Annotated in this window: 21 protein-coding genes; 20 read left to right on the top strand and 1 reads right to left on the bottom strand. The window is 50.8% G+C overall.

Features of this window, described 5'->3' with window-relative positions:
- Nucleotides 1-52 precede the first annotated feature (52 nt).
- The 14 genes from prfA (at nt 53) to wecB (ending at nt 12,777) form a co-directional block, all read left to right on the top strand.
- A complete protein-coding gene (gene prfA / locus KNP91_RS09550; RefSeq protein ID WP_214765406.1) occupies nt 53-1,111 on the top strand; it encodes a peptide chain release factor 1 in 1,059 nt (352 codons plus the stop codon).
- A complete protein-coding gene (gene prmC / locus KNP91_RS09545) occupies nt 1,111-1,959 on the top strand; it encodes a peptide chain release factor N(5)-glutamine methyltransferase (protein WP_214849877.1) in 849 nt (282 codons plus the stop codon). The genes prfA and prmC overlap by 1 nt, the downstream gene beginning before the upstream one ends.
- Nucleotides 1,956-2,954, top strand: a complete 999-nt coding sequence (locus KNP91_RS09540; protein WP_012371561.1) for an L-threonylcarbamoyladenylate synthase — start codon at nt 1,956-1,958, stop codon at nt 2,952-2,954. Before prmC ends, KNP91_RS09540 begins: the two co-directional genes overlap by 4 nt.
- 17 nt (nt 2,955-2,971) lie before the next feature.
- Nucleotides 2,972-3,487, top strand: a complete 516-nt coding sequence (locus KNP91_RS09535; RefSeq protein WP_012371560.1) for a low molecular weight protein arginine phosphatase — start codon at nt 2,972-2,974, stop codon at nt 3,485-3,487.
- Between the two features lie 5 nt (nt 3,488-3,492).
- Nucleotides 3,493-3,933, top strand: coding sequence for a ribose 5-phosphate isomerase B (gene rpiB, locus KNP91_RS09530; protein ID WP_012371559.1), 441 nt, complete (start codon nt 3,493-3,495; stop codon nt 3,931-3,933).
- Complete coding sequence (locus KNP91_RS09525; protein ID WP_214849875.1) at nt 3,934-4,473, top strand: TIGR01440 family protein; 540 nt, start codon at nt 3,934-3,936, stop codon at nt 4,471-4,473.
- 110 nt (nt 4,474-4,583) lie between these two features.
- Nucleotides 4,584-5,843, top strand: a complete 1,260-nt coding sequence (locus KNP91_RS09520) for a serine hydroxymethyltransferase (protein WP_214849872.1) — start codon at nt 4,584-4,586, stop codon at nt 5,841-5,843.
- 97 nt (nt 5,844-5,940) lie between these two features.
- Nucleotides 5,941-6,612, top strand: a complete 672-nt coding sequence (locus KNP91_RS09515) for a response regulator transcription factor (RefSeq protein ID WP_251135972.1) — start codon at nt 5,941-5,943, stop codon at nt 6,610-6,612.
- Nucleotides 6,609-7,973, top strand: coding sequence for a HAMP domain-containing sensor histidine kinase (locus KNP91_RS09510; RefSeq protein WP_214765393.1), 1,365 nt, complete (start codon nt 6,609-6,611; stop codon nt 7,971-7,973). The genes KNP91_RS09515 and KNP91_RS09510 overlap by 4 nt, the downstream gene beginning before the upstream one ends.
- A gap of 76 nt (nt 7,974-8,049) precedes the next feature.
- Nucleotides 8,050-9,081 carry an ABC transporter permease gene (locus KNP91_RS09505; RefSeq protein WP_214765392.1) on the top strand — a complete coding sequence of 344 codons (1,032 nt, stop codon included), beginning with the start codon at nt 8,050-8,052 and terminating at the stop codon, nt 9,079-9,081.
- Complete coding sequence (locus KNP91_RS09500) at nt 9,078-9,722, top strand: ABC transporter ATP-binding protein (RefSeq protein ID WP_214765390.1); 645 nt, start codon at nt 9,078-9,080, stop codon at nt 9,720-9,722. Before KNP91_RS09505 ends, KNP91_RS09500 begins: the two co-directional genes overlap by 4 nt.
- A gap of 106 nt (nt 9,723-9,828) precedes the next feature.
- Complete coding sequence (locus tag KNP91_RS09495; RefSeq protein WP_214765388.1) at nt 9,829-10,806, top strand: hypothetical protein; 978 nt, start codon at nt 9,829-9,831, stop codon at nt 10,804-10,806.
- A 76-nt stretch (nt 10,807-10,882) separates the two neighbouring features.
- Entirely contained in the window at nt 10,883-11,512 is a 630-nt protein-coding gene (gene upp / locus KNP91_RS09490) for a uracil phosphoribosyltransferase (RefSeq protein WP_012371551.1), read from the top strand.
- A 128-nt stretch (nt 11,513-11,640) separates the two neighbouring features.
- Entirely contained in the window at nt 11,641-12,777 is a 1,137-nt protein-coding gene (gene wecB / locus KNP91_RS09485; RefSeq protein WP_214765386.1) for a non-hydrolyzing UDP-N-acetylglucosamine 2-epimerase, read from the top strand.
- A gap of 343 nt (nt 12,778-13,120) precedes the next feature.
- Here the strand turns inward: wecB and KNP91_RS09480 are convergent, their stop codons facing one another.
- Nucleotides 13,121-13,912 (bottom strand): pentapeptide repeat-containing protein, encoded by a 792-nt coding sequence (locus tag KNP91_RS09480; protein WP_214765384.1) that lies wholly within the window; start codon nt 13,910-13,912, stop codon nt 13,121-13,123.
- Between the two features lie 650 nt (nt 13,913-14,562).
- On the opposite strand from KNP91_RS09480, the gene KNP91_RS09475 reads away from it, so the two are divergent.
- From KNP91_RS09475 to KNP91_RS09450, 6 genes are all read left to right on the top strand, one after another.
- The gene (locus KNP91_RS09475) at nt 14,563-14,781 is read left to right on the top strand and encodes an AtpZ/AtpI family protein (RefSeq protein ID WP_012371548.1); all 219 of its coding nucleotides are present in this window, start codon (nt 14,563-14,565) and stop codon (nt 14,779-14,781) included.
- A complete protein-coding gene (locus KNP91_RS09470; protein ID WP_012371547.1) occupies nt 14,778-15,164 on the top strand; it encodes an ATP synthase subunit I in 387 nt (128 codons plus the stop codon). The genes KNP91_RS09475 and KNP91_RS09470 overlap by 4 nt, the downstream gene beginning before the upstream one ends.
- 8 nt (nt 15,165-15,172) lie before the next feature.
- The gene (atpB, locus tag KNP91_RS09465; protein WP_012371546.1) at nt 15,173-15,916 is read left to right on the top strand and encodes a F0F1 ATP synthase subunit A; all 744 of its coding nucleotides are present in this window, start codon (nt 15,173-15,175) and stop codon (nt 15,914-15,916) included.
- 75 nt (nt 15,917-15,991) lie between these two features.
- Nucleotides 15,992-16,204: a F0F1 ATP synthase subunit C gene (atpE, locus tag KNP91_RS09460; protein ID WP_012371545.1), complete on the top strand. Its 213-nt coding sequence runs from the start codon at nt 15,992-15,994 to the stop codon at nt 16,202-16,204.
- A 137-nt stretch (nt 16,205-16,341) separates the two neighbouring features.
- Complete coding sequence (gene atpF, locus KNP91_RS09455) at nt 16,342-16,875, top strand: F0F1 ATP synthase subunit B (protein ID WP_012371544.1); 534 nt, start codon at nt 16,342-16,344, stop codon at nt 16,873-16,875.
- Nucleotides 16,875-17,408, top strand: coding sequence for a F0F1 ATP synthase subunit delta (locus KNP91_RS09450; RefSeq protein ID WP_214849867.1), 534 nt, complete (start codon nt 16,875-16,877; stop codon nt 17,406-17,408). The genes atpF and KNP91_RS09450 overlap by 1 nt, the downstream gene beginning before the upstream one ends.
- Nucleotides 17,409-17,420: the final 12 nt, after the last annotated feature.

Below are 17,420 nucleotides of genomic sequence, written 5' to 3'. Positions count from 1 at the left end.
TAAATATTTGCTATACTGACGACAGAAGAATCATCAGGAAGGATGACCGAAAATGTTAGAGCGATTAAGTGCGTTAGAGGACCGCTACGAAAAATTAAATGACCTGCTGGCGGATCCAGCCATCATTAAAGATACGAATCAATTGCGTGAGGTGTCGAAGGAGCAGTCGCAACTGGCACCGACTGTCGAAGTGTACCGTGTCTACCGCGACAAGATGGAGGCGTATCAGGAAGCGCGTCAGATGCTGACCGACCCGGAGATGCGCGATCTTGCCAAAGAAGAAGTCGCCGTGCTGGAACCGGAGATCAAGGAACTCGAGACGAAGCTGAAAGCGCTGCTCCTGCCGAAAGATCCGAACGACGACAAAAACGTCATCGTCGAAATCCGCGGCGCGGCAGGCGGCGACGAAGCGGCGTTATTTGCCGGTGACCTCTTTAAGATGTACTCGAAGTTTGCCGAAAAACAGAACTGGAAAATCGAGATCATCGATGCCAGTTATACGGAGCTCGGCGGCTACAAGGAAATCATCTTCATCGTCAAAGGAACGGGAGCCTACTCGAAACTGAAATACGAGAATGGCGCGCACCGCGTCCAGCGTGTTCCGTCAACGGAGTCAGGCGGACGGATTCATACGTCAACGGCGACCGTCGCCGTCTTGCCGGAAGCGGAAGATGTCGAGGTCGAGATTCATGACAAGGATGTCCGTGTCGATACATTCACATCGAGCGGACCGGGCGGGCAATCGGTCAATACGACCCAGTCGGCGGTTCGCGTAACGCACGTCCCGACCGGCATCGTCGCCAGCTGTCAGGATGAGAAGTCACAAATCAAAAATAAAGAAAAAGCGATGAAGGTATTACGGGCCCGTGTTTACGACAAGATTCAACGCGAGCAGCAGGCCGAGTACGATGAAAAACGGAAATCGGCGGTCGGCACGGGTGACCGGTCGGAACGAATCCGGACGTATAACTTCGCCCAAAACCGTGTCACCGATCACCGGATCGGTCTGACGATTCAAAAACTCGACCGGATTCTCCAGGGCGAGATGGATGAAGTCATCGATACCCTTGTGATGGAGTATCAGGCCCGAGCATCGGAGGCGGCGAACTGATGCGGATCGCAAAACGTCTCAATCAAGCACAAACGGTGCTCGTGACGGCAGGACGCGAGGCCTCGAGTGCCGAATGGTTACTTATGCACGTTTTACAGGTCGACCGGACCGGATTATTGATCCGCCTGTCGGACGAACTCGAGCCGGAACAGGACCTGTTGTTCAGTGAATATTTATTGGCGCATTTAAATGGTGTCCCGGTTCAGCATTTGATCGGATATCAACCGTTTTACGGACGAAATTTCCGTGTGTCACCGGCCGTTCTCATTCCGCGCCCGGAGACGGAGGAATTGATTGAATTCGTGACGGGACGCCTGCAGGGCGAAACGTTCCAACCGGGGGAAATCGTCGATATCGGCACCGGCAGCGGCGCAATTTGTCTGACGCTTGCGCTTGAACTCGGACAACCGGTCACGACGGTCGATATTTCACCGGAAGCCATTGCGGTGGCAAAGGAAAATCAACAGACGCTTGGAGGAGAGGTCACCTTTTTGGAAGGTGACTTACTGGCACCGCTTGCTGACCATTCGGTCCGGGTGCTGGTCTCGAATCCCCCTTATATTGAAGAAGATGAATTGCTCAGTGACGTCGTGTTTGATCATGAACCGCACCTTGCTTTATTTGGCGGGAAAGACGGACTTGTATTCTACCGCCGCCTGCTTGAAGATAGCGCACGTGTCTTACGCGATGATTTTCGTCTGATTGCGTTCGAAATCGGACACAATCAGGGACAAGAAGTGCAAATGATGTTAAAAAAACGTTATCCAACTGTAGAAACGGGTATTTTAAAAGATATAAACGGTAAAGACCGTATCGTGTATGCGGAACGAAAGGATTGTCCAGAGTGAAGACGGAAATGATTCAGCAGGAGACATTAAAGGAAGCGGTACGACTATTACAGGAAGGTGAGGTCGTCGCGATTCCGACGGAGACCGTCTATGGTCTTGCGGGAGATGCGACGAGCGAAACGGCCGTTCGGCGAATTTTCGCCGCGAAGGGTCGACCTTCCGACAATCCGTTGATTGTCCATGTCGCATCCGTCGAACAGGCAAAGCAGTTCGTCACTCATATTCCGGATGTCGCGGCGCAATTGATGGATACGTTTTGGCCGGGTGCCTTGACGATCATTTTAGAATCAAACGGGCGTGCATCCTCACTCGTCACCGCAGGACTGGATACGATCGGATTACGGATGCCGGACCATCCGCTGGCGCTTCAGTTGATTGAAGCGACCGGACTGGGTCTAGCAGCACCAAGTGCCAACCGTTCCGGAAAACCCTCACCGACGTCATCTGCGCACGTCGCACATGACCTCTCGGGCCGCATCGCCGCAATCGTCGATGGCGGGGAGACCGGAATTGGTGTGGAATCGACGGTCATCGACTGTACCACGAATCCACCGGTGATTTTACGACCGGGCGGTGTGACGCGGGAACAGATCGAATCTGTCATCGGGAACACGGCACTTGATCCTGCCTTATCGATGAAGGATCAGACACCGAAGGCACCAGGGATGAAGTACACGCATTATGCACCGGAAGCCACTTTATCCGTTGTCGCGGGTGACCTCTCATTCCTGCAGCAACTCATCGATGAAGCACGCCAAAATGGACAAAAGACAGGCGTCATTCTCTTTGACGGAGAAGACATCGAAGCCGATGTCCGTTGTTTCCTAGGAACAACGATGGAAACAGCTGCGCAGCGTCTTTACGATTGTTTACGGCGATTTGATCAGACGACAGTAGATCAGATTTTTGTACGGGACCTATCAGAAGAAGGGGTTGGGCTAGCAGTCCGGAATCGGCTCCACAAGGCAGCAGGTGGTCGGATCATTCGCCCGTAAAGAAGGAGGATACTGAGATGAGCACACGTCGTGTATTGTTTATCTGTACAGGAAACACATGCCGCAGCCCGATGGCAATGGCATTATTACGCTCAAAAGTGGCCGATCAAGAATTCGATGTCCGCTCTGCCGGTCTGCGTTCGATGCAAGGGTTTGATGCTTCCGAAAACGCCTTACAGGTCTTACGGGAGCGCGGAATCGAACTCGAGCACTATACGCAAGTCTTTGACGACGTCCTCGGGCGTTGGTCGGATATCATCTTGACGATGACACGCAGTCATAAACAGGAAGTCGGCGAACGGTACCCGGAACTGAAAGACCGGACGTTTACGCTGTACGAGTATGTGACCGGCCTTGAACGGGATATCAATGATCCGTACGGCGGATCGATGAACGTCTACCGGCAGGTCCGAAATGAACTCGAACCCCTCGTCAACCGTCTTGTGTTAAAATTGACGCAGAACGGAAACGGAAGAAAAGCACCGGACAACCGGAAACTTCCGAAAAAACAACCTAAACAAACGGGGGAATAGTAACGATGAAAGTAGCAATTGGAGCAGACCATGGTGGTTTTAAGTTAAAAGCAGAACTGAATGAACTCTTACAGGAGCTCGGAATTGATTATACGGACTTCGGCACGTATTCATCCGAATCAATTGATTATCCGGACGTCGCGATTCCGGTCGCGGAAGCAGTTGCGAACGGTGAATTCGACCGCGGGATTTTAATTTGCGGAACCGGAATCGGAATCGGCATCGCTGCGAACAAAGTCAAAGGTATCCGCGCGGCGCTTGTCCATGACACGTTCAGCGCAAAAGCGACACGTCAGCATAACAACTCGAATATCCTGACGATGGGCGAACGTGTCATCGGACCGGGCCTTGCGCGTGACATCGCGAAAATCTGGCTCGAGACGGAATTCGAAGGCGGACGTCATGAAAACCGTGTCTGCAAAATCTCAGATTATGAGGTGAAGTAAATGGATTTGGAACAAATCAAACAGGATCTCGAAGCCTCGTTGACGGAACTGAACGAACGTTTCCCGTTGAAAGGGAAGTTACTTGTCATCGGCTGTTCGACAAGTGAAGTCATCGGGAAACAAATCGGAAAAGCGGGTTCACCCGAAGTCGCAGAAGCGTTGTTCGATGTCTTTGATACGTTCCGCCGTTCGCATCAGGTCGATCTGGCGTTTCAAGGCTGTGAGCACATCAACCGTGCTTTGACGCTGGAACGGCAGATCGTCGAACGGCTTGGACTTGAAGCGGTGACAGTCGTTCCGGTTCCGGAAGCGGGCGGTTCGATGGCAAGTGTCGCCTACCAACGTTTTTCGGCACCGGTCGTCGTTGAAGCGATTCAGGCCGATGCCGGCATCGATATCGGAGACACGTTCATCGGGATGCATTTGAAACATGTGGCGATTCCGATCCGTCTGCCGCACCGTGAAATCGGTGAGGCGCATGTGACGGCAGCCGTCACACGACCAAAACTGATTGGTGGCGCACGCGCTAAATACGAATGATTTGCGCAAGGGGTTGCACTCCCCTTGCTTTTTTAATGGATTTTTAGAGGGTGCCCGCAAGCGATTATTCGTGTTAAGATAGGTTTATCGAAATGAATGGGGGAATTCAGATGGAACAAACACCACTAACGTATCTGAAACAGCAAGATGAGGAACTCTTTTCGGCTATGCGCAAGGAACTAGGACGTCAACGCGATAATATCGAGTTGATTGCGTCAGAAAACTTTGTCTCACAAGCGGTCATGGAAGCTCAAGGCAGCGTGCTGACGAACAAATACGCAGAAGGGTACCCGGGTCGTCGTTATTACGGCGGTTGTGAGTTCGTCGATTTAGCGGAAAACCTGGCACGTGACCGTGCGAAGGCCATCTTTGGAGCAGAGCACGTTAATGTCCAGCCGCACTCAGGTGCACAGGCCAACATGGCCGTCTACTTCACGATTCTCGATCAAGGCGATACGGTCCTCGGGATGAACCTCTCCCATGGTGGTCATCTGACACACGGCAGTCCTGTGAATTTCTCCGGTGTTCAATACAACTTCGTCGAGTACGGCGTCGATCCAGAAACAGAGATGATCGATTACGATGTCGTCGCGAAGCTTGCGGAAGAACACAAACCAAAACTGATCGTTGCGGGAGCATCGGCTTATCCGCGCGTGATTGATTTCAAACGATTCCGCGAAATCGCGGACAGTGTCGGTGCCTACCTGATGGTCGACATGGCGCACATCGCGGGACTCGTCGCAGCCGGCCTCCATCCGAATCCGGTCGAACATGCACACTTTGTGACGACGACGACGCACAAGACACTTCGCGGACCACGCGGCGGAATGATTCTTTGTAAGGAAGAACATGCGAAAGCCATCGATAAATCGATTTTCCCGGGAATCCAAGGCGGACCGCTCATGCACGTCATCGCAGCGAAAGCCGTTGCCTTTGCGGAAGCATTAGCACCTGAATTCAAGGAGTACATCGAGCAAGTCGTGGCCAACGCAAAAGTCCTCGGCGAAGAGTTGACGGCACGTGGATTACGGATCGTCTCCGGCGGTACGGACAACCACCTGCTGCTCGTTGATCTCCAACCGCTTGGTATCACGGGCAAGCTGGCAGAGCATGCGCTGGACGAAGCCGGTATCACGGTCAACAAAAACACGATTCCGTTTGATCCGGCGAGCCCGTTCGTCACGAGTGGGATCCGGATTGGAACAGCGGCAATGACGTCGCGTGGATTCAAAGAATCCGAGATGAAACAAATTGCAGAACTGATCGAACTTGTTCTGAAAAATCCGGAAGATCAAGAAACACTGACAAGTGCCCACAAGCAGGTCCTGGCCTTGACAGGTCGTTTCCCGCTTTATCCGGAACGCGGTTAAGTTTTAAGCGTACAATCACCACCTCGACCTTTTCGATTGATGAGAAGTGCGGGGTGGTTTTTTGATGACCTTCAGCTAATCGGAAAGGAAGTGAAGGATGATGAAGATTTTAGTCGTAGAAGACGATTTACATATTCAGCGACTGGTTAGGGAGACACTTGAAGCGGACGGCCATCAGATTGTCGCGACGGCGGACGGGAACGAAGCAGCCCGGTGGATGAGTCATCAACTGTTCGAAGCCGCCGTGCTGGATGTGATGGTGCCGGGACGAACCGGTTTTGAACTGTGTACCTTGTTGCGGGAAAGTCAGGAAATTCCGATTTTGATGCTGACGGCTCTCGGAGAACTGACCGATAAACGTGACGGCTTTTCAGCCGGCGCCGATGATTACATCACGAAACCGTTTGATCCGGAAGAACTGGTGTTTCGTCTGCATGCCGTAGCCCGGCGTTATCAAAAAGCCGTCGTCCCGATCATGCAGTTCGGTGAAGTCGTAATCGATAAACAGAGTCAGCAGCTGACGATTGGAACGACCCGGTTGACGATTCCCCGCCGTGAGTTCGAATTGTTGCACCAACTGGCGAGCTTTCCGGGACGGGTCTTCAGCCGCGAAGAACTGATTGAACACGTTTGGGGGCTCGATTTCATGGGAGACGACCGGACGATTGACGTCCATATCAAGCGGTTGCGTGCCCGTTTACAACAGACGGATGCGATCACGATTCAGACAGTCCGTGGTCTCGGATACCGGTTAGAGGTGAAATCATGAAGTCGTTATATGTCAAAATCGTCGGCCTCGTCTGTCTGGTCCTGCTCGTCTCGGCGTTGATTGCCTTATTGATCAGCAATGTCTTGTATTACACGGTTTGGCAAGCTTCTTACAGCCAGAAGGTCGAAGAAGCGGTCGAGACGTCGTTCGCGTATTACGAACAGCATGGGGACCGGCGTGTTGACTCATTTTACGAGATGCTCAGTGCGACCGGCTTTCAACTCTATGTCGTGTCGGAATCCGGACAGGTCAAGCGGTACGGGAATCCGTTCCGTAATGAGACAATCGCACCTGAGATCCTTCGATCGGTGCAGGACGGACAGGTCTATCAGGGGATGCGGGACTACCCGTTCCATTTGTTCCTGCTCGGATTGTTTGATAACGAAGTCATCAATACGTACGGAACGTCCTTACAAACGGCTGCAGGGACAGACGCCGTATTCATCCGTCCGGACTTAAGCCGGCAGATTCGGGAGCTGCATCTGTTCGTCGGTGCGTTCCTGGCATTACTCGTTCTGCTCAGTTTTCTGCTGCTGATTTTCTCAATCCGTTACCTGGTGCGTCCGATCAAACGATTGACGATGGCGACGGAACAGATGACGGCCGGGGATTACTCGATTTCGGTCGCGACGGCCGGACAAGATGAGATTGGAGAGTTATCACGGCGGTTTGACGAGATGGCGCAGGCCGTCGCGAAGTCGGACGCGGAACGTAAAGCATTCGTCGCCAATGTCTCGCACGAATTCCAGTCGCCGCTGACGACAATCAGAGGATACGCGGAGCAGCTCGAACGGTCTGCTGAAACGGAAGAGCGTCTGAAGTTACGGACGATCGGACAGGAAGCGACCCGGATGGCCGAGTTGACCCGTCAATTACTGACTTTGGCCCGGCTCGATGAAGGGCGACCGCTTAAACGACAGCCGATTCAGCTCGTCCAATCCATTCAGGCGACACTGGAGACGCTTCGTTACCAGTTGGATGAACGGGGTATGGCCGTTGCGCTTGAGGCATCGGATGAGCCGGTGATTCTGGCGGATGAGTTGGCGCTAGAACAGATTTTTCAAAATCTGATTCGAAATGCCTTACATGTCTCAGCGGAAGGCGATTTGATTACGATTCAAGTCGATACCCAAGCCGAATCGGTCCTTGTGCGGATCAAGGATCAAGGACCGGGTATGACGGAAGAAATGATCAGCCATGCCTTCGAACGATTTTATCAGGGCGATACGTCACGGGGGACGAGTGGGGCCGGTCTCGGACTGGCGATCGTCAAGGAGACGGTTGATCAATTAAAAGGACAGATTCGGATCGAGTCGATTCCCGGTACAGGGACGACGATTGTCCTGACTTTTTTTAAGTAAGACGGAGTCGTTCATGTTCCGTTCATCTTCGCCCGCTACAATCAAATCTGTAACGTATAAACAGGAGGGATGACAGATGAAGATGGGATGGCGTGAATTGATTCGGATGCGGCAACGGTTCTTCTTGATGGCAATCGTGACGACGTTGATCGTCTTGTTGATTTTGATGATTTCCGGACTGGCCGATGGACTGGCATATGACAATGGAGCAATTGTCCGTAACTTGCCGATCGAGCAGGTTGCCTTGAGTAAGGATGCGGAAGGGCAGCTGACACGATCCTTTTTAGAGCGGACGGATCAACCGGTGGCAACGGAAGCACTAGGTGTACAAAACATGGTGCTTGAAAAAAGGAATGGAACAAAAGACGATGTGACCGTGTTCGCTTCTCCGAGTGATACGCGTTACGGACCGCGTCAACTGGCGGACTTAAAGGACGGACAGGTGTTGGTCGATCAACAGTACGCTGAACAGAGCGGTACGAAAGTCGGTGATTCGGTCACGGACTTCCGGACGAAACAGACGTTCGAAATCGTCGGTACGGTCAACGACGGACGCTACAGCCATGCACCGGTCGTCTGGATGACGCTTTCGACATGGGACGACTGGCAACAGCAGATGGGGACGGATTATGTCTCTGCCTTCATCAGCGGGAAACCGATCAAAACTACGCTTGCGACGTATACGAAACAGCAAATCGTTGAACAGGTACCGGGTTACGCGGCGGAACAAAACTCGTTCCAGATGATGCGGCTCGCTCTGATCGTCATCGGTTCGTTGATTTTGACGGCCTTCTTCTACATCTTGACGATGCAAAAGATGAAACAACTCGGTATCCTGAAAGCAATCGGGATTCGGACGCGGACGATTGGGCAAGGACTCGTCCTGCAGGTATTTTTGCTGACGGTCGTCTCGTTTTCAGTCAGTCTGTTGTTGACTTGGACGGCCGGACAACTGTTACCGGACGATTTACCATTCCGCTTTGAATGGACGACCAGTCTGCTGTACGGTGGATTGATCATCGTGACAGCACTACTCGGTGGTCTGATTCCGTTGCGTGCTTTGAGAAAACTGGAACCGGCGGATGCGATGGGAGGAATGACAGGATGATAAAGCTGACGGAGGTCGAACAAACGTATGGGGCGATGAAAGTGCTGCAACATGTCTCATTTGAAGCAAAAGAAGGAGAGTTGATTGCACTTGTCGGACCAAGCGGCAGCGGGAAAAGTACATTACTCCAGCTGCTTGGTCTTCTGCAGACCCCGTCCGGAGGAAAGATCCAGTTTGATGACCTACTCCTGCAGGACACGTCGGATGAACAAAGACGACAAATGAGACTGCTCGAAATCGGCTTCATCTTTCAGGAATCCCACCTCGTGCCCTTTTTAACCGCAGCGGAACAACTGGAGCTTGTCGCGGAAGAAGCCGGTCACACCATCGATGCGGCGACCCATCTTGAAGTGTTCGGATTACGTGACCGCGCCGACCATCTTCCGCAAGCATTATCCGGCGGAGAACGGCAACGGGTTGCGATTGCCCGGGCGCTTGTCAATGATCCGCGTCTTGTCTTAGCGGACGAACCAACCGCGAGCCTCGACTATACGAATGCTCGACAGGTGATGGAGTTGTTGCAGCGACAGGCACATGAGCACGGCAAGACGGTCATCGTCATCACCCATGACGAACGGATGCTGACGTATTGTGACCGTGTCTTACGGATGGAAGATGGACAGATTCAAGAAATCAATTAAAACAGGATACTGCTCTGACTTTTGTTTTCGCACTAAAAATAAAAGTTAGAGCAGTATTTTTGATATACTTAACTGAATACGAATAATTTAAGGGTGGATTTAAACGATGGACTTATCTAAATTCATACGGTCGGAACTAGAGACGATTAATACGGCACACATTACGAAATGGTTGGAAGATAAAAGTTTATCAAAACGTGACTATAAACGATTGGTTGAAGATTTTAAAGCCATTGTCATCATGGAACAAGCCGGTTTTTATGAACAGGCCGATGCACGGTTCATGCAGTGGAAACCTCTTCCGTTACCGGCGGAGATTTACCGTTACCGATTGGCGATTGCAGGAAAAATCGGTGGGAAACGATTGGCCCGAAAACGTTTTTCGGCATATCCTTCTGTTGTACAAAATCATTCGCAACTGAAGTCATGGAAAAAAATTCTTCGGAGCAATCCGTTGTGGTTAGGTGGATTAGTCGTAGCCGGCCTATTAGCAGTCGGCATTACGCAAGTTGATTTTTCCGAGGAAGCTCCGCCTAAAAAAATTTCCGAACAAACGAGCGTTGAACAAAAGCTTGCAACTTTAGAAAAAGAAGTCGAACAGCTGAAACAAAAAAATGAGAAGCTGACGGCATCTGAAGAAAAAAAGACGGAAACAAAAAAAACTAAAGCCGATCAATCGAAAGAAACGGAACAAGAGGAGCCACAAGCGTCAACGAAGGGTCCTGAGCAGGCCCTTCAGGAGGCAGTTTCTTCCGTTCAGTCCAAAGAGTATGAAACGGCGAACCAATTGTTGACCGGAAAGGTCCTGACGAATAAAGAGACAGCCGGTATGGCACGTTTCTACAAACTGATTGCAGCCGGAAAGCTGAAGGAAACGAAACAAAGTGACTATCTGGCGTATCGGAATGATTTCCCGGAATCCGGTTACATGAGTGATGTCTTATGGATGCAGGCTGTTTACGAACAAAAAAATAAAGTCGGTAATTACAAAACTACATTACAGGAATTAGCGAAACAACCTGACAACGAATGGTCATATGCTGCGAAGGCAATCCTTCAAGGGAAGAGTACGCTGGGAGATTGATTCGAAGAAAACAGTTCCCAAGCAGTCGCTTTTTGGAGTACAATGCGAAAAGAGAATGGAGAGGAGATGCAAAACAATGAGTAAAGTACATGTATTTGATCACCCATTGATTCAGCACAAGATGACGATCATGCGTAAAGTCGAAACAGGAACGAAACAATTCCGGGAGCTTGTCGACGAAGTGGCTTCATTGATGGCATATGAACTCACACGCGACCTACCACTTACTGACGTTGAAATCGAGACACCGGTCACGAAAACGACGCAAAAAATGATCGAGGGCAAGAAACTGGGAATCGTTCCGATTCTTCGTGCAGGTCTTGGGATGGTGGACGGCATGCTTCGCATGATGCCGAACGTCAAAGTAGGACACATCGGTCTTTACCGTGATCCGGAAACACTTGAGCCGACAGAATACTATCTCAAATTACCGACAGACGTCGCAGAACGTGATTTCGTCGTCGTCGATCCAATGCTTGCGACAGGCGGTTCTGCTGCTGACGCAATCTCCTCTTTGAAAAAACAGGGTGCACAAAGCATTAAGCTGGCTTGCCTCTGTGCGGCACCTGAAGGCGTCAAACGCATTCAGGAAGAACATCCGGATGTCGATATCTATCTTGCGGCACTTGATGAGAAATTGAACGACCATGGTTATATCGTTCCCGGACTCGGGGATGCGGGTGACCGTCTGTTTGGTACAAAGTAATAAACAGAATGAAAGGCGCTTCCTGCGAAGGGAGCGTCTTTTTTTGTATGAGTTGCCACAAGTGCGGACTGCGCACGTGACGCGGAATATGTTTTAATGAAAACAGAAGCAAGAAGGAGGAAGTCCGTATGCCCATCAAAGTCATGCCGATTTTCGGCACACGACCGGAAGCCATCAAAATGGCACCGCTCGTCAACGTCTTAAAGAACAACCCTGCGTTTGACGTCCATGTCACGATTACGGCCCAACACCGGGAGATGCTCGATCAAGTCTTGGAGCTGTTCGAGATTACACCGGATCATGACTTGAACATCATGAAAGCGCGGCAGACCCTGGTCGATATCACGACACGCGGTCTCGAGGGACTCGATGCTGTCATGAAGGAAGTCAAACCGGATCTCGTCCTTGTCCACGGTGACACGACGACGACGTTCGTCGGCAGTCTCGCTGCCTACTACAATCAAATCGCTGTGGGACATGTCGAGGCCGGACTTCGTACATACAATAAGTACTCACCGTTCCCGGAAGAAGTGAACCGGCAATTGACCTCGACGCTGGCCGATCTGCATTTTGCACCGACCGAGCAGGCGGCAGCGAATCTGGCGTCTGAAAACAGACACGCGGGTGTTTTCGTGACCGGAAACACAGCGATTGATGCCCTGCAAACGACGGTCCAACCGGATTACGTCCATCCCGTTCTCGAACAAATCGGTTCGAAGCGACTTGTCCTGATGACGGCCCATCGGCGGGAAAATTTAGGTGCGAAGATGCACCAGATGTTCCGGGCGATCCGGCGTCTTGTCGACGACCATCCGGACATTCATATCGTCTATCCGGTTCATTTGAATCCTGTCGTCCAGGAAGCGGCGAGTGACGTATTCGGAGGACACGACCGCATCACCTTGATTCCGCCGCTCGACGTCTTTGACTTCCATAACTTTGCGAGCCGGGCGCACCTTATCTTGACGGATTCCGGCGGCGTCCAGGAAGAAGCTCCGTCACTCGGTGTGCCGGTTCTCGTCTTACGCGATACGACCGAACGTCCGGAAGGCGTTAAAGCGGGAACGCTGAAGCTGGCCGGAACGGATGAAGAAACAATCTATCGTCTCGCGAGTGAGTTGCTCGAAGACGAAGTAGCACATAACAAGATGGCCCAGGCTTCAAATCCTTATGGAGACGGTCATGCTTCTGAACGGATTGCGGCGGCAATTCTGGAACATTTTAATCAGGATGCGGCGTTTGAGCCGTTTAAAGTAGAGAACTGACGAAAGTATAGGCATACAGCAAAAGGACCGATGTCCCCGTCAAAAACGGAGGCCTCGGTCCTTTTTGGAATACAACAGAATTATCTGTTCCAAAGATGGACGTACGAACGATGTGTCAATAGGCGACGTGAACGTCCTCGTTTCATGCGACTCCTGCAGGAAAAAGCGCGTTTTTTTGCGCTGTTAGAGACAAACGAGACCCGGTTTCCTGACCACAGGGGCAGGAAAGCTGGCTTGTGTCTCGCCTGCGGAAAGCGCATGAGGAAGAGGACGGAACGCCTGTTAAGATAGTATGACGGTTATGTTTGGAAAAGAGACACTCCTCTTGTCGGAGAATAGTGAATTACGCCCAGTGTGACGGGCGGAGCAACCGTTCCGGCAGATGTGTCTTCGCGTCGCCTTGTGCCGCATTGACCTGCGCCTGTGTCAAAAACAACGCATCGGTCAAATCGGCACCGGCCAGCTGACAGTCCCGCAAATCGGCACCGAGGAAGTTGACGCCACGCAACCGACTGTTCGATAAGTTCGTCGCGAGTAAAAACTGGCCGCGGACACTAACGCCGGAGAAATCCTGTCCGGCAAGATTTTTTCCGATCCAGTCGCGGGGGAGCGGACGTCTGCTTGTCCCTGAGACCGGCGTTTGAACCAGTTCTTCGATTTGGGCAAGAAGCGGTAGAACGGTTGCCCTTACCTGATCGAGATCGAGTGCCGCCAGTTCTTCCGGAGAAGAGTGGGTCAGGGCATCGAGTTCGGCCAGCTTGTCCTCGAGCAAATGATGAATCGGGCGGGTGGCCGGCCGGATACCGTCTGTCAGGTACCACATCATTTCCTGCAGATGGACCATCTTCGGATAGAGGGCGTACATGACCGGTTTTGTCGTCTCATCGTACACGCCGGAAAATGTCACCTGCGAAATCTGTTGCCCGGCACCGAAGCAGTCATAGACGGTGCATCCTTTATAGCCGCTTGGACGCAGCCGGTCGTGAATCCGGCAGCGGTACTCGTTGTCTAAATTCCGGCAGGGTGTCGCTTCCGGTTTGTCGTGACCAAAATCGCTTGAAGCGGAAAACGCGAGGGCCGTACAACAAAGTCCGAAGCAATCCCCGCACTGAACACGAAAGCGTTCGGTTTCCATGAGGTTCACTTCCTTTTGATTGGTTCATGTCACTTCTTTTTACCATATGTAGCCAATCGTTTTCAAATCAAGGTAGATGAGTAAAAAAACAGTAGCCCACTACTGAAGCGGAAGGACTAAATGTATGATTTTTGTTAAAAAAAGAGCCGTATCATGACCTTGAAAATAGAAAGTCATCCGTGAATTTTTAAGCTGTGACAAGGGACACACGGAACGAATTGGAAACCATGCATCCGCTTTGTTACAAACAGATGTCAGAGGGGGTAAACCGTCCCATAAAGGAAGCGTTTACAAATGTGAACGAAAAATGTTTTTTCACAAAATCGACACAAATCAGATTTAGGTGACTTGTTTCTCATTTCAGAACACGATATAACGTTACTGTTCAAGGATTTTGTTCACCTAGTGAACCATCTCGATAAACGTTGATAATACTACATATTTTCTTCACATCTTCGTGAAAAGAGTGGCACGGGACACCTCTGTGAAAACCTTATCAATTGTTGATATACAATGGTTTTACGGCTCCATTTTAATTGTGAATTCATTTGACTATGAAATGGTTCTCATTGTATTCTTGACTAGTATGAAAATCCGCAAATTGTGGGAAAGAAAAAGAACTCACAACTGGGAAAAGGGGGTCGTCTCTAGTGCGCCAAAAAGGGCTCGCGACGAGTATGGTCATGGCCTCGCAAATTTCGACGGCACTAGCCGCACCGATCGTCATCGGCTTTCTTGTTGGGAACTATGGGGAACAGCAGGATTGGTGGCAAAAGATGGGTGCGACGTTTGCAGTGTTCATCGGGATTTTCATCGGAATTCTTTGCATGATCGCAATGATCAGGCACTTGTTAGGAGACAAGACATGAATATCATCCTTCAAGATGCGTTGTATCGTGCGTACTTACGATGGTTCGGACTCTATTATGGAATCCTTGCCGTCCTGTTACTTGTCGGTTATCCGAGTGATCCGGTGATTTATGGACTGGCACTGGGTGGGGCAGGTAGCTTCATGATCTTGACGCTGCAACGATTAAGCGTCGATCGAATGTATCGTGTAATCGAGCGTGGGCGCAAGCCGATGTCTCGAGGGACCGTATCACGCATGGCGGTCGCGGTACTCTGTGTGATGATCGGCTTGAAGTATGAAGCCGAATTGTCATTAACTGCGGTGGTAATAGGCCTTCTCGCCGGCCACGTCATACAATTTTGTGAGTATTTTACTCACGAACTTAAGCGGGAAAAGAGGTGAATAATCAAATGAACCACGAAATGCCACTTTACGAAATCCCACTCTGGGGCGACTTCGTTCTGTACGGTAGCTGGACAAACTTGATCACAGTGCTGATTGCAGCTGCTCTCGTTTTCCTGATTGCCGTGGCCGGTACGCGACGTCTTGTGATGAAGCCGACCGGTGCTCAAAACGTGATGGAGATGTTCCTCGAGTTCGTTCGCGGAATCATCAGCAGCACGATGGACTGGAAAACAGGGGGTCGCTTCCTAACTTTCGGAATGACACTGTTCCTGTTCATCATCGTGTCCAACTTAATGGGTCTTCCCTTTAACGTTGTGACGGGTCACTACATTTGGTTCAACTCACCAACTGCAGATCCGTATGTGACACTTGCACTTTCATCTATGGTAGTGGTCATGAGCCATTATTACGGTGTGAAAATGCGCGGCTTCGGCTCGTATGCGAAAACGTTTATGACGCCGATGTTTATTATTACCATCATCGAGGAATTCGCAAACACGTTGACTCTCGGTCTTCGTCTTTACGGTAACATCTTCGCGGGTGAAATCATGATTGGTATCATTCTTTCGATCGGTATCGTCTCTGGAACGAACGATTTCCAATTCCTCGGACCAGTCGGTGCTATTCTGTCAGCGATCCCAATGTTGATCTGGCAAGGATTCTCACTCTTCATCGGAGCAATCCAAGCGTATATCTTCCTTATCTTAACGATGGTTTACATCGGGCATAAGGCAGCGCACGACCATTAATTCGAAGGTAAAGCATCTGCTTTTCCGATAATCGCACGACCAAATTTCGAACACAATCTAGGGAGGCAATTCATAATGGAACTTATTGCAACAGCGATCATCATCGGACTCGGCGCACTCGGCGCAGGTATCGGTAACGGTCTTATCGTAAACGGTACAGTATTAGGACAAGCACGTCAGCCAGAACTCAAAAACGAACTTCGTCAAACAATGTTCATCGGTATCGGTCTCGTTGAGGCACTTCCAATCATCGGTGTAGCGGTCGGTTTCCTTCTTCTCAACTCTTAATCCGTATTTAATTTTACGCACGAAGAACTGAGCTACATAGGGCGTTATTCGTTCCATTAGAGTGAACCGTCATGGGGGCTACGGCTCCCTTATGTAGATACTAGAAGTAGGACCAACCACGAGGGGAGTGTAATCGAATGAATCTCACGTATCGTGCGGCTGAAGGAGTTGCAGAAAGCAACCATCTTCTTCTCGCCAATATGATCGTCACGATCGTCGTTTTCCTCTTGCTCCTCATCCTCTTGAAGAAATTCGCATGGGGCCCGCTCGTCAACATGATGAAAGCGCGGGAAGAGCATGTGGCTAGCGAGATCAATTCGGCTGAGAAAAGCCGGAAAGACGCTGAAGTCTACGTAGAACAACAACAAGCAGAACTCAACAAGGCACGTACGGAAGCACGTGACCTGTTAGAAGCATCACGCCGTCAAGCTGAGGCAGAACAAGCACGTGCGATGGAGCAGGCACGTGTCGAAACAGAATTGAGCAAGGAAGAAGCTCGCCGTGCAATCGAACGTGAACGCGCTGAAGCACAAGCTGCTTTGAAGAACGATGTTGCTCTTCAAGCAATCGCTGCAGCACGCCACGTCATGAAAACACAGCTGGCGACAGACGAAGCGGCACAACGTGCACTCGTCGATCAATTCCTCGCTGATACTAAGGGCACGAACTAATGCGTGACCACGTAGCGGGACGCTACGCAAAAGCGCTCTTCGATCTTGCACTTGAGCATCACGTGCTCGACCAAGCAGAAGCTGATGTGCGAACGCTCGGCGAAGTGCTCCACGCAACACCAGAGCTCGCATCGGTGTTAGAAAACCCATCGATTTCTGCAGAAGAGCTGAAGCAAGTCCTTCAGACGAGCTTCACAGGCTTCAATACGATTGTCTTGAATACGATCCTCGTCATGGTCGAAAACGACCGGGCGGCGGAAGTATTATCATTGCCGGAGCATTTCATCGCGTTGTTGAATGAGCACCGTAACGTTGCGACAGCAATCGTCACAAGTGCATACAAACTGTCGGACGAAGAACTCACGAACGTGAAGGAAACGTTTGGCCAAAAATCAGGTAAAACGCTTGAAGTAGAAAATGTTGTTGATACGAACGTAATCGGCGGACTTCGTGTTCAAATCGGTTACACGACATATGATGGCACGATCGAAACGAAACTAACGCGACTTGAGCGTGAGCTGTTAAAAGCGTAAGAAAATAGGGGT

Source organism: Exiguobacterium sp. s138 (assembly GCF_018618775.1).
Taxonomy (GTDB): domain Bacteria; phylum Bacillota; class Bacilli; order Exiguobacteriales; family Exiguobacteriaceae; genus Exiguobacterium_A; species Exiguobacterium_A artemiae.
This window is presented reverse-complemented; position numbering and strand designations above follow the sequence as displayed.

What these genes read in the sequence shown, in the direction of transcription:
- KNP91_RS09500 (WP_214765390.1), top strand. Translation starts at nt 9,078, where the DNA reads ATGATAAAGCTGACGGAGGTCGAACAAACGTATGGGGCGATGAAAGTG.
- KNP91_RS09505 (WP_214765392.1), top strand. Translation starts at nt 8,050, where the DNA reads ATGAAGATGGGATGGCGTGAATTGATTCGGATGCGGCAACGGTTCTTC.
- prfA (WP_214765406.1), top strand. Translation starts at nt 53, where the DNA reads ATGTTAGAGCGATTAAGTGCGTTAGAGGACCGCTACGAAAAATTAAAT.
- upp (WP_012371551.1), top strand. Translation starts at nt 10,883, where the DNA reads ATGAGTAAAGTACATGTATTTGATCACCCATTGATTCAGCACAAGATG.
- rpiB (WP_012371559.1), top strand. Translation starts at nt 3,493, where the DNA reads ATGAAAGTAGCAATTGGAGCAGACCATGGTGGTTTTAAGTTAAAAGCA.
- KNP91_RS09525 (WP_214849875.1), top strand. Translation starts at nt 3,934, where the DNA reads ATGGATTTGGAACAAATCAAACAGGATCTCGAAGCCTCGTTGACGGAA.
- KNP91_RS09535 (WP_012371560.1), top strand. Translation starts at nt 2,972, where the DNA reads ATGAGCACACGTCGTGTATTGTTTATCTGTACAGGAAACACATGCCGC.
- KNP91_RS09520 (WP_214849872.1), top strand. Translation starts at nt 4,584, where the DNA reads ATGGAACAAACACCACTAACGTATCTGAAACAGCAAGATGAGGAACTC.
- KNP91_RS09450 (WP_214849867.1), top strand. Translation starts at nt 16,875, where the DNA reads ATGCGTGACCACGTAGCGGGACGCTACGCAAAAGCGCTCTTCGATCTT.
- atpF (WP_012371544.1), top strand. Translation starts at nt 16,342, where the DNA reads ATGAATCTCACGTATCGTGCGGCTGAAGGAGTTGCAGAAAGCAACCAT.
- prmC (WP_214849877.1), top strand. Translation starts at nt 1,111, where the DNA reads ATGCGGATCGCAAAACGTCTCAATCAAGCACAAACGGTGCTCGTGACG.
- KNP91_RS09510 (WP_214765393.1), top strand. Translation starts at nt 6,609, where the DNA reads ATGAAGTCGTTATATGTCAAAATCGTCGGCCTCGTCTGTCTGGTCCTG.
- atpB (WP_012371546.1), top strand. Translation starts at nt 15,173, where the DNA reads ATGAACCACGAAATGCCACTTTACGAAATCCCACTCTGGGGCGACTTC.
- KNP91_RS09480 (WP_214765384.1), bottom strand. Translation starts at nt 13,912, where the DNA reads ATGGAAACCGAACGCTTTCGTGTTCAGTGCGGGGATTGCTTCGGACTT.
- wecB (WP_214765386.1), top strand. Translation starts at nt 11,641, where the DNA reads ATGCCCATCAAAGTCATGCCGATTTTCGGCACACGACCGGAAGCCATC.
- atpE (WP_012371545.1), top strand. Translation starts at nt 15,992, where the DNA reads ATGGAACTTATTGCAACAGCGATCATCATCGGACTCGGCGCACTCGGC.
- KNP91_RS09495 (WP_214765388.1), top strand. Translation starts at nt 9,829, where the DNA reads ATGGACTTATCTAAATTCATACGGTCGGAACTAGAGACGATTAATACG.
- KNP91_RS09515 (WP_251135972.1), top strand. Translation starts at nt 5,941, where the DNA reads ATGATGAAGATTTTAGTCGTAGAAGACGATTTACATATTCAGCGACTG.
- KNP91_RS09470 (WP_012371547.1), top strand. Translation starts at nt 14,778, where the DNA reads ATGAATATCATCCTTCAAGATGCGTTGTATCGTGCGTACTTACGATGG.